The organism is Stenotrophomonas sp. P5_A8 (assembly GCF_056400545.1).
The window spans coordinates 1-10,510 of sequence record NZ_JBFULB010000131.1 but is presented as its reverse complement, the minus strand read 5'-3'; the positions used below and the strand labels follow the sequence as shown (position 1 = coordinate 10,510).

General features: G+C 67.9%; 7 protein-coding genes. 1 reads left to right on the top strand and 6 read right to left on the bottom strand.

Going from position 1 to position 10,510, the window contains the following annotated elements; translation table 11 throughout:
* Positions 1 to 135 precede the first annotated feature (135 nt).
* The 6 genes from gyrA to ligA all read right to left on the bottom strand — a co-directional run bounded on the left by gyrA (position 136) and on the right by ligA (position 9,099).
* Positions 136 to 2,859 (bottom strand): DNA gyrase subunit A, encoded by a 2,724-nt coding sequence (gene gyrA, locus AC1DQP_RS11075; RefSeq protein WP_478051597.1) that lies wholly within the window; start codon positions 2,857 to 2,859, stop codon positions 136 to 138.
* 347 nt (positions 2,860 to 3,206) lie between these two features.
* A complete protein-coding gene (gene mtnA, locus AC1DQP_RS11070) occupies positions 3,207 to 4,268 on the bottom strand; it encodes an S-methyl-5-thioribose-1-phosphate isomerase (RefSeq protein WP_457320846.1) in 1,062 nt (353 codons plus the stop codon).
* 44 nt (positions 4,269 to 4,312) lie between these two features.
* On the bottom strand, positions 4,313 to 5,065 hold the full coding sequence (locus tag AC1DQP_RS11065; protein ID WP_256774530.1) for a DUF3011 domain-containing protein: 753 nt from the start codon (positions 5,063 to 5,065) through the stop codon (positions 4,313 to 4,315).
* A 132-nt stretch (positions 5,066 to 5,197) separates the two neighbouring features.
* On the bottom strand, positions 5,198 to 6,142 hold the full coding sequence (gene epmA / locus AC1DQP_RS11060) for an EF-P lysine aminoacylase EpmA (protein WP_478051596.1): 945 nt from the start codon (positions 6,140 to 6,142) through the stop codon (positions 5,198 to 5,200).
* Positions 6,139 to 6,624: a GNAT family N-acetyltransferase gene (locus AC1DQP_RS11055; protein ID WP_256774532.1), complete on the bottom strand. Its 486-nt coding sequence runs from the start codon at positions 6,622 to 6,624 to the stop codon at positions 6,139 to 6,141. Before AC1DQP_RS11055 ends, epmA begins: the two co-directional genes overlap by 4 nt.
* Positions 6,625 to 6,636: 12 nt before the next feature.
* A complete protein-coding gene (gene ligA / locus AC1DQP_RS11050) occupies positions 6,637 to 9,099 on the bottom strand; it encodes an NAD-dependent DNA ligase LigA (RefSeq protein ID WP_478051595.1) in 2,463 nt (820 codons plus the stop codon).
* 136 nt (positions 9,100 to 9,235) lie between these two features.
* Here ligA and AC1DQP_RS11045 point away from each other — a divergent pair, with 136 nt between their 5' ends.
* Positions 9,236 to 10,351, top strand: coding sequence for a pyridoxal phosphate-dependent aminotransferase (locus tag AC1DQP_RS11045; protein ID WP_457321376.1), 1,116 nt, complete (start codon positions 9,236 to 9,238; stop codon positions 10,349 to 10,351).
* The last annotated feature ends 159 nt before the right edge of the window (positions 10,352 to 10,510 follow it).

The following is a 10,510-nucleotide window of genomic DNA, read 5'->3' as shown; positions in this document are numbered from 1 at the left end:
ATCCCACCGTCGCCGTGAAGTGCATGCGTTCTTTCAGCAGGCCGCCATGATCGGCAACCTGCGGGCCACAACCGCCGCACATGACGACGCCGGCACAAGGCCGGCGTCGTCGTGGCACTGCGCTGTTGGCGAAGATCAGCCCTGCGGCGTCTCGTCGCTGGTCGGCGCTGCGGTATCCGGCGCGACGTCGGCCACGGCCGCCACCCCATCCACCACCGCCTCGTCGTCTTCGATCGAGGCATCCATGCGTTCGACCGCCTGGAGCTTCTCGTCCTTGGACAGACGGATCAGGGTCACGCCCTGGGTGTTACGGCCCACGCGGCTGATTTCCGAACCACGGGTACGCACCAGGGTGCCGCCGTCGGAGATCAACAGCACTTCGTCGGCCGCGCCCATCAGCACCGCGCTGACCAGCTTGCCGTTGCGCTCGGTGGTCTGGATGCCGATCACGCCCTGCGTGCCACGGCCCTTGCGCGGGTAATCCGGCAGCGGGGTGCGCTTGCCGTAGCCGTTTTCGGTGGCGGTGAGGATGTACAGCACGCTGTCGTCATCGGCACCGTTCTCGATCACGGCGTCGCCGTTTTCGATCACGACGTCTTCGACGTTGCCGTCATCCTCGGTCTCGTCCTCGTTGCCGCCGGCACTCTCGGCCACGATCAGGCTGACCACTTCCTCGCCCTTGGCCATCTTGATGCCGCGCACGCCGGTGGCGGTACGGCCCATCGAGCGGACCTTGTCCTYGGCAAAGCGCACGGTCTTGCCGTTGGAGGCGAACAGCAGGATGTCGCGGTCGCCATCGGTCATGCCAACGCCGACCAGCGCATCGCCTTCGTCCAGGTTGATCGCGATCTTGCCGCGCGCCAGGCGGAAGGCGAACTCGCTGAGCGGGGTCTTCTTGACCGTGCCGTTGCGGGTAGCGAAGAACACGAACTGGCGTTCGGCGTACTCGCGCACCGGCAGCACTGCCTGCACCCGCTCACCGGGTTCCAGCGGAATCCAGTTGATGATCGGACGGCCACGCGCGTTGGAACCGGCTTCGGGCAACTGATGGACCGGCAGCCAGAACACCTTGCCGGCGCTGGTGAAGGTCAGCAGGGTGTCGTGGGTGTTGACCAGCCACAACTGCTCGATGAAATCCTCTTCCTTGGTCGACGCCGCGCTGCGGCCACGGCCACCGCGACGCTGTGCGCGGTAGGCACTGACCGGCTGGCGCTTGACGTAGCCGGCATGCGACAGCGTGACCACCACGTCTTCCGGGGCGATCAGGTCGAGGATGTCCAGGTCTTCTTCGCTGTGGCGGATTTCGGTGCGGCGCTCGTCGCCGAACTCGGTCCGCACGTTGATCAGCTCTTCGCGGATCACCTGCAGCAGGCGATCCGGATCTTCCAGGATGTGAATCAGCCCGGCGATGGTTTCCAGCAGCAGCTTGTACTCATCGGTCAGGCGCTCCTGCTCCAGCCCGGTGAGGCGGTGCAGGCGCATTTCCAGGATCTGGGTGGCCTGGATTTCGGTCAGCCGGTAGCCGCCTTCGATCAGGCCCACGCCCTTGGGCAGGTCATCCGGACGCGAGGCTTCGGCACCGGCGGCACCGAGCATCGACCCGACCAGGCCCGGTTCCCACAGACGGGCGAGCATGCGTTCGCGCGCCTCGGTGGGGTTGGGCGAGGTCTTGATCAGTTCGATCATCTCGTCGATGTTGGCCAGCGCGACGGTCAGGCCTTCCAGCACGTGCGCACGGGCACGCGCCTTGCGCAGCTCGAACACGGTGCGCCGGGTAACCACTTCGCGGCGGTGGCGAACGAACGCCTCGAGCATCTGCTTGAGGTTCATCAACTGCGGGCGGCCATCGACCAGCGCCACCATGTTGATGCCGAACACCGACTCCATCTGGGTCTGCTGGTAGAGGTTGTTCAACACAACTTCCGCCGACTCGCCGCGCTTGATCTCGATGAAGATGCGCATGCCGTCCTTGTCGGACTCATCGCGCAGCTCGCTGATGCCTTCGAGCTTCTTTTCCTTGACCAGCTCGGCGATCTTCTCGATCAACCGGGCCTTGTTCACCTGGTACGGGATCTCGGTGACGATGATCGATTCGCGGCCGTTGTCGGCCACTTCGACCTCGGCCTTGGCGCGGATGCGCACCCGGCCACGCCCGGTCCGGTAACCGGCCACGATGCCGGCGGTCCCGTTGATGATGCCCGCGGTCGGGAAGTCCGGGCCCGGGATGTACTCCATCAGGCCGTCGACGTCGATCTCGGGGTTGTCGATCAGCGCGATGCAGGCGTTGATCGACTCGGTCAGGTTGTGCGGCGGGATGTTGGTGGCCATGCCCACCGCGATACCGGCCGAACCGTTGACCAGCAGGTTCGGGAACCGGGTCGGCATGACCGTCGGCTCCAGTTCCTTTTCGTCGTAGTTGGGCTGGAAATCGACGGTTTCCTTGTCCAGGTCGGCCATCAGCTCATGGGTGAGCCGCGACATGCGCGCTTCGGTGTATCGCATCGCAGCGGCGGAGTCGCCGTCGACCGAACCGAAGTTACCCTGGCCATCGACCAGCATGTAGCGCAGCGAGAACGGCTGCGCCAGGCGCACCAGGGTGTCATACACCGACTGGTCGCCATGCGGGTGGTACTTACCGATGACGTCACCGACGATACGCGCCGACTTGAAGTAAGGCTTGTTGGCGTGCGCGTTGAGTTCACTCATCGCAAACAGCACGCGACGATGCACCGGCTTGAGGCCATCGCGCGCATCCGGGAGTGCGCGGCCCACGATCACGCTCATCGCGTAGTCGAGGTAACTCTTGCGCATCTCGTCTTCCAGGTTGACCTGGATGATTTCCTTGGCGGTTTCTGCCATTCGGGTTCCGTTGTCTGGGTGCGGTCCAGTCCGCCGCGCCAGCCCTTTCGGGGCGGCCGCGTCGGAATCTCGATTAACCGTTGGATTCTACCACAACGGGCCGTTTTCCGCCGGCTTTTGCGGGGGTTTTACCGGCAAGAATCAGGAACTTACGCGGGCGTTGCGCGGTTCTGGGCACCCGGGGAGGAAGCCGCCCTTCCGGACCGCGCACCGTTCGGGGTGTGCGTGGAGCCGGCCAGCGGCCGGCACTACCGGGAATGGGCCAGCAATTGGCGCTGGCCGGCGGCTCATGGCGCGCCGACCGGCAACCGGCACACCCCCGCATGCGGCGCAGCCGGAGGGGCTGCTCAGGCGAACGCGGCGCGCATGTTCGTCGTGTTCGGGCTCAGGATGACCCCGCGCTCGGTCACGATGGCATCGATCAGGCTGCCCGGGGTGACGTCGAACACCGGGTTCCAGGCGGCGATGCCCTCGGCCACGGTGCGCGTGCCCCCTACCCCGTACAGCTCGCCCGGGTCGCGCTGTTCGATCTCGATCTGGTCGCCGTCGGCGGTGTCCATGTCCACCGTGGAGGACGGCGCCACCACCATGAACTTTACCCCGTGGTGACGGGCGGCAATGGCCAGCTGGTAGGTGCCGATCTTGTTGGCGGTATCGCCGTTGGCACAGATCCGGTCGGCGCCGACGATCACCCACTGCACCGCGCCGGTCTTCATCAGGTGCGAGGCGGCCGAGTCGGCGATCAGGGTGGCGTCGATGCCGTCCTGCTGCAGCTCCCACACCGTCAGGCGCGCGCCCTGCAGCCACGGCCGGGTCTCGCCGGCGAAGACCTTGGCGATGCGGTGCTGGGCCATGCCGGCACGGATCACGCCCAGCGCGGTGCCGAACCCGGCGGTGGCCAGCGAGCCGGTATTGCAGTGGGTCAGCACGCCGCTGCCGGCCTCGATCAGGCCGGCACCGAGCGCGCCCATGTGGCGGTTGGCGGCCAGGTCTTCTTCGGCGATGGCCTGGGCTTCGTTGGCCAGCACCTGCTGCCAGTCCGCGCCGGCCGGGGCCAATGCGCGACGCATACGCGCCAGTGCCCAGGCCAGGTTGACCGCGGTCGGGCGCGAGGCATTGAGGCGCTGCAGCGCCGGTTCCAGCTTGGCCAGCGCCTGGGCGCCGTCATCGGCCTGCACGGTTCCTGCCGCCAGCACCACGCCCCACGCCGCGGCGATACCGATCGCCGGCGCGCCGCGCACGGTCAGGGCGTGGATGGCTTCGGCCACCGCGTCGCTGTCGCGGCATTCCACGTGCTCCACCACGAACGGCAGCTTGCGCTGGTCCAGCAGTTGCAGGGAATCGCCGGTCCACAGGATCGGGCGGATGTGGTCGTAACGGGCGTAGTCGATGTCGGTGGATGCGTTCATCGCATCATTGTAGCGGGGCGCCCGCTTACCGCCATCTCGGCGGCTCAGTTGACCTGGAACTCGGCCCGGCAGCCGTTGTCGACCCACACCCCGCGCGCGTCCCAGCCCCAGCCGCGACCTTCTTCGCAGGCGCTGCCGGACAACTGCTTGGACAGCCGCACCCCCTTGCTGATGGTGGCCCCGCAGAAGCGGCGCTGGCGCGACTTGGACTCGCATACGAGGGTGCGCGGCATGTCCAGGAAGCCCGAGCCATCGGTGGCGCCCACTTCGAAGTCGCCCTGGCAACCGCGCGTCACCCACACTTCATTGCGGCGCACGCCCCAGCTGTGGCCTTCGCGGCACGGCATCGATGACAACTGCCGCAGCAGGCGTACCGGCGCGCCCTGCAGCACTACCGGGCAGTTCTGCGGGCGTCCGTTGGATTCGCAGCGCAGTACGCGGCGCACTTTGCGATCACCGGTCTCGGCGCTGCTGCCCGCCACGCGGCTGCGGAACTCGGCACGGCAGCCCAGGGTCACCCACACGCCGGAGCGGTCGGTGCCCCATTCGGTGCCGCGGATGCAGCTGTTGTTGGACAACTGGCGAACCAGATCGACGCCGTTGGCGACGGGCATGTCGCAGTGCACCCACTCCATGTCGCGCGACTGGCAGCGCACCACCTGGCCGGCATACCCGGTCTCGGCGGCACTGGCCGCAGTCACCGGCAGCACCGCGCTGCACAACACCAACGTCCACCACGTCCACGTCCAGCGTGGCGCGCTCCACAGCGGCAGGTCCGCAACGTCCAACAGCTTCATCAACACAGTCCCCGCCGCACATGAACGATCACATGACCAGCTTGGGTCATGCAGTGTGATCAGAGCATCATCATGCAGGACGCGCAAGACACCCGTGCGTCGAAAAATGCCGCCAATGGCCTGCCTAGCCGTTCAGGCATGCGCGAAGTCGATGGCCAGTACATCAGCAATCCGAAGGGTGCGGTTCAGCGCCATCAACAAGCGGTCAACGCCGACCGCCACGCCCGCGCAATCGGGGAGCCCGGGCAACGCGGCCAGCAGTGGTTCGTCCAAGGGCGGCAGCACGTCGCCCCGCGTACGACGGGTGGCCAGGTCGCGCTCGAAGCGCGCACGTTGTTCAGCTGCATCGTTCAGCTCGTGATAGCCGTTGGCCAGTTCCACCGCGCCCAGGTAGAGCTCGAAACGTTCGGCCAACGGTGGCCTGCCCGGCCGAACGCGCGCCAACGCCGCCTGGCTCGCCGGCCAGTCATGTACGACCGTCATCGTGTCGTCATCGAAGCCCGGTTGGATGCAGTGGGTCATCAACAGGTCCAGCCAGTCGTCGCGGGTAAGTCCGTCGGCGTCGATGCGGATGTCCGCCAGCGGGGCCTGCAACTGTTCCAGGCTCGCATCGAAGGGGTCAATCTCCAACGCCTGCTGGTAGAGGCCGCGATAGTCGATGACGCGCAGCGTGGCGGTGCGCTGCACCAGGCCCAGCGCGGCGCGGACCAGCGCGGCGGTTTCTTCGATCAGGCGATGATGGTCCCAACCGACCCGGTACCACTCCAGCAGGGTGAACTCGGGATTGTGGCGGCCACCGGCCTCGCCGTTGCGGAACACCCGGCCCAGTTCGTAGCAGTCGCCCACACCGGCGGCGAGCAGGCGTTTGAGCGGGTACTCGGGTGAGGTGCGCAGCCAGCGCTGCGCACTGCCGGCATCGACATGACCGCTGAAACGGGTGTGGAAGCTGTCGATGTTCGGTTCGGTGTTGCCGGCCGCCGACAGTATCGGGGTTTCCACTTCGAGCACGTCGCGTTCGGCGAAGAATGCGCGGATGAGCGCGTTGAGCGCGGCCCGCTGGCGCAGCGCGGCGATCATGCGCGCGCGTCCTTGAGCCGCTCGGCCAGCGGCAGGGTCAGCAGATCGCGGGTGTCATCGACGTAGCCGGTGGCCAGGTACAGCCGCCGCGCCAGTTCGTTGTGGTGGTTCACTTCCAACCGCATGCGCTCCACGCCGCGCGCGTTGGCACGTTGCTCGAGCACGGCCAGGGCCTGCTTGCCACGGCCACGACCGCGCGCGGCATGGCTGAGATACAGCTCGTCCAGCAGCGCGAAATGACCGCCCTGCTCCAGGCTGAACCCCATCGCCAGCGCGGCATAGCCCACCACGCTGCCGTCTTCGGACAGCCACAACAGCACTTCACCGTTGCGCGGGTCTTCCAGCAGGGCGGCCAGCGCGCGGCGCACGCGCGCATTGTCGAAGTCCAGTTTGTCCTCGGCGTAGAAAGCGCGCATCAATCCGATCAGCAGTTCGGTGTCGGCGACGGTGGCCACGCGGAAGTCCAGGGGTGCGGTCTGCATGCGGTCTCTCTCTCAGTGCTGTGCGAGGAAGGCGACCAGACGGTCTTCGTCCCACACATCGATGCCCAGTTCTTCGGCCTTGGTCAACTTGGATCCGGCTTCGGTGCCGGCCACCACGAAGGCGGTCTTCTTCGATACGCTGCCGGCGACCTTGGCGCCCAGCGCTTCCAACCGCGCCTTGGCCTCGTCACGGGTCATCTGCGACAGCGTGCCGGTCAGCACCACGGTCTGCCCGTCGAGCGGGCCGGCGGCCTGTTCGGCCTGTTCCGGCGCGCGCGCCAGCAGCTGCTGGCGGTACTGCTCGGCTTTGAGCAGCATCGGACCATGGCCCTCGCGATCCAGCCAATCGGCAAGACCGAGGGCCACCTCGTTGGGCAGCCCGGCGGCGACGAAGCGGACCGGTTCGGCGTCCAGCACCGCGGCGGCATCGGGCAGCATGCTGGCCAGCTTTTCAGCGCGCAGGCGGGTGATGCCGGGGATCTCGGCCTCGACCAGCAGTTGGGCAAAATCCAGTCCGTCACGCAATTTCGCCGACGGCGGATGGGTGTCGCCGATGCGCACCTGGCCAACCTTCAGCAGGGCATCAATCGCCTCCTGGTTGCCGGGCTGTTCAAAGAAGTGGCCGAGCGAGCGCGCCACTTCGCCGCCGATATCCGGCACGCGCTTGAACAGCGGCCACGGCAGGTGGCGGATCAGCTCCAGATCGCCGAACCAGATCGCCAGTGCCTTGGCGGTGCTTTCGCCAACATGCTCGATGCCGAGCGCGAACAGCAGGCGCTCCAGCGTGGTGTCGCGGCTGGCGTCGATCGCAGCGATCAGGTTGTCGGCCCACTTGGTGGCGATCTTCTTCGTGTTCCAGGTGAACGCCGCCGGCATCGCCAGCGCACGCGCGCGCCAGCCCTCGTCATTGCCGTCCAGCTGCAGAATGCTGCGCAGGTAGTGGCCACTGCCTTCCGGCGGCAGGTGCAGGCCGATCTGCGCGGCCAGCGCGTCCGGCGATTCGGCATCGAGCACCAGCTTGAGCTGCAGCAGCTGGTCGCGGGTGATCCGGTACAGGTCGGCCACGCCGCGCACGATGCCGGCGTCGACCAGGGTTTCGATGTACTTGCCGCCGAGGCCGTCGATATCCATCGCGCGGCGTGAGGCGAAGTGCGCGATCGCTTCCTTGCGCTGCGCCGGGCAGCTCAACTCGCCCGAGCAGCGCCACGCGGCCGCATCCTCCTCGCGCACGATCTCCGAACCGCACACCGGGCAGTGGCTGGGCATGCGCCATGGCGTGGTGCCGGCCGGACGGCGGTCGGCGATCACGCTGACCACTTCGGGGATCACATCGCCGGCGCGGCGCACGATCACCGTGTCGCCCACGCGCACGTCCAGGCGCTCGATCTGGTCGGCGTTGTGCAGTGTGGCGTTGGACACGATCACCCCGGCTACCGCGACCGGGTTCAGACGCGCCACCGGGGTGGCCGCGCCGGTGCGGCCGATCTGGATTTCGATCGCCTCCACCGTGGTGGTCTGTTCCTGCGCGGGGAACTTGTGCGCGATCGCCCATCGCGGTGCACGCGAGACGAAGCCCATCTGTTCCTGCCCCACGCGATCGTCCAGCTTGTAGACCACGCCGTCGATGTCGAAGGCCAGGCCGTCGCGGCGCTCGCCGATGTCGCGGTAGTACGCCAGCAGGCCGTCGCTGCCCTCCACCACCCTGCACAGGTCGCTGACCGGGAACCCCCACGCGCGCAGCTGCGCCAGCGTGGCCGAATGCGTGGGCGGCAGTTCACCGCCCTGCACTTCGCCGGTGCCATAGGCATAGAAGCTGAGCTTGCGCCGTGCGCTCATTTTCGGGTCGAGCTGGCGCAGCGAACCGGCCGCGGCGTTGCGCGGGTTGGCCAGCACCTTGCCGTCATGCAGGCGGGCCTGTGCGTTGTAGGCCTCGAAGTCCGCGCGGGCCATGTAGACCTCGCCGCGCACTTCCAGCACCTCGGGCCAGCCCTCGCCGGTAAGCACCTGTGGAATCACCGCGATCTGGCGCAGGTTGGCACTGACATCCTCACCGGTGGCGCCATCGCCACGGGTGGCGCCCTGCACGAAACGCCCGTCCTCGTAACGCAGGCTGATCGCCAGGCCATCGAGCTTGGGTTCGGCGGAGAAGTACAGCGCATCGCGGCGCAGGCGCTCGCCGATGCGGCGCACGAAATCCTGCACCTCCTCATCGCTGAAGGCATTGCCCAGCGACAGCATCGGCACCGCATGGCGTACCTCGGCAAAACGTGAGGACGCCTTGCCGCCCACGCGCTGGGTCGGCGAATCGGCCCGGGCCACCTCGGGATGGGCCAGCTCCAGCGCTTCCAGCTCACGCACCAGGCGGTCGTACTCCGCATCCGGGATCAGCTGCTCGTCGCGCTCGTGGTAGGCCTTGCCGGCGTCGTCGATCTGTCGGCGCAGCGCCTCGGCACGTTCAGCGGGGCTGGGGCTCATGCGGGAAGCATCCTGAAGGGGCAGTAGATTTTATGGCCTGCCGCCCCCGGCAGCCACCCTGGATGACGGCCCCGCACGCTTGCCGCCGCCGGGTAGCGGCGCTAGCGTGCGCGAAGTCCCTTCCCGCAGGTGCCGTGTGACCTCTCCCGCTCCTACCCGCCGTGCGTTCCTGCAACTGGCCGGCACCGGCCTGGCCCTGTCCGGGCTGGGTCTGTCCACGGCAGCCGCTGCCACCCCGCGCACCGCAGCGGCGGCCGGCCCGGTGCTGCTGAACTTCAACGAATGCCCGTATGGCCCGGCACCGGCGGCGCAGGCGGCCGCGCGCAATATCGTCGCTGGCAGCGGCCGTTACCTGTTCGCGCTGGCCGGCGAGCTGCGCGATGTGCTTGCCCGGCAGGAAGGGCTGGGCAAGGACCAGGTGCGGCTGTATCCGGGTTCGAGCGAACCACTGAATCGGGCGGCGATATTGTGGACTTCGTCCAGCGCCGGCCTGGTGGTGGCCGACCCCACCTTCGAAGCGCTCGGCGATCTGGCCGCCGCGCGTGGTGCAACGGTGGCCAAGGTGCCGCTGCGCGACGACGGTGCCCACGACGTCCGTGCGATGGCCGCCGCAGCAGCGCGGATCAACGCCGGGCTGCTGTACCTGTGCAACCCCAACAACCCGACCGGCTCGATCACCCCGGCGGCRGACATTGCCTGGCTGCTCGCCAACAAGCCCCGGCAGACCCGCGTGCTGGTCGACGAAGCCTACCTGCAGTACAGCGAGCAACGCTCGGTGATCGGCCAGGTGATGCAGCGCGACGATGTCATCGTGCTGCGCACCTTCTCCAAATTGTACGGCATGGCGGGGCTGCGCCTGGGCGTGGCCGCCGCGCACCCGGACCGGTTGCAGGAACTGGCCAGCCTGGGCGACAACCCGCTGCCGGTGACTGCGCTGGCGGCCGGTCTGGCCAGCCTTCGCGCGCCGACGCTGGTGGCCGAACGCAAGGCCGAGAACACGCGCGTGCGCCGCGCCACGATCGACTGGCTGGGCGCGCGCGGTTTCAGTTGCGTGCCGTCCGAAGCGAATTGTTTCGTGGTCGATGTAAAGCGCGACGGCACCGCGTTCACCGCCGCGATGGCCGAACGCGGCGTGGTCATCGGCCGCAGCTGGCCGATCTGGCCGCAGCGGGTGCGGGTGACGGTGGGCACCGAGGGTGAGATGGCGCGATTCCGCGAAGCGTTCGCAGCGGTGGTGGGCGCTTCGTCCTGACGGTAGACGCAGCCGAGCATGGCTCGGCTCTACCTTGGGGCGTGGCGCAGGTAGAGCCGAGCCATGCTCGGCGGATCGCCGCCGCGACGCCCCCTCCACGGGTAGAGCCGAGCCATGCTCGGCTGACCGCCAGACGACATCGCACAGATGTCCGACAAC

Excerpts from the sequence above, each read along its gene's own strand:
- mtnA (WP_457320846.1), bottom strand. The coding sequence starts at position 4,268 with ATGAACGCATCCACCGACATCGACTACGCCCGTTACGACCACATCCGC.
- AC1DQP_RS11065 (WP_256774530.1), bottom strand. The coding sequence starts at position 5,065 with ATGAAGCTGTTGGACGTTGCGGACCTGCCGCTGTGGAGCGCGCCACGC.
- epmA (WP_478051596.1), bottom strand. The coding sequence starts at position 6,142 with ATGATCGCCGCGCTGCGCCAGCGGGCCGCGCTCAACGCGCTCATCCGC.
- AC1DQP_RS11055 (WP_256774532.1), bottom strand. The coding sequence starts at position 6,624 with ATGCAGACCGCACCCCTGGACTTCCGCGTGGCCACCGTCGCCGACACC.
- ligA (WP_478051595.1), bottom strand. The coding sequence starts at position 9,099 with ATGAGCCCCAGCCCCGCTGAACGTGCCGAGGCGCTGCGCCGACAGATC.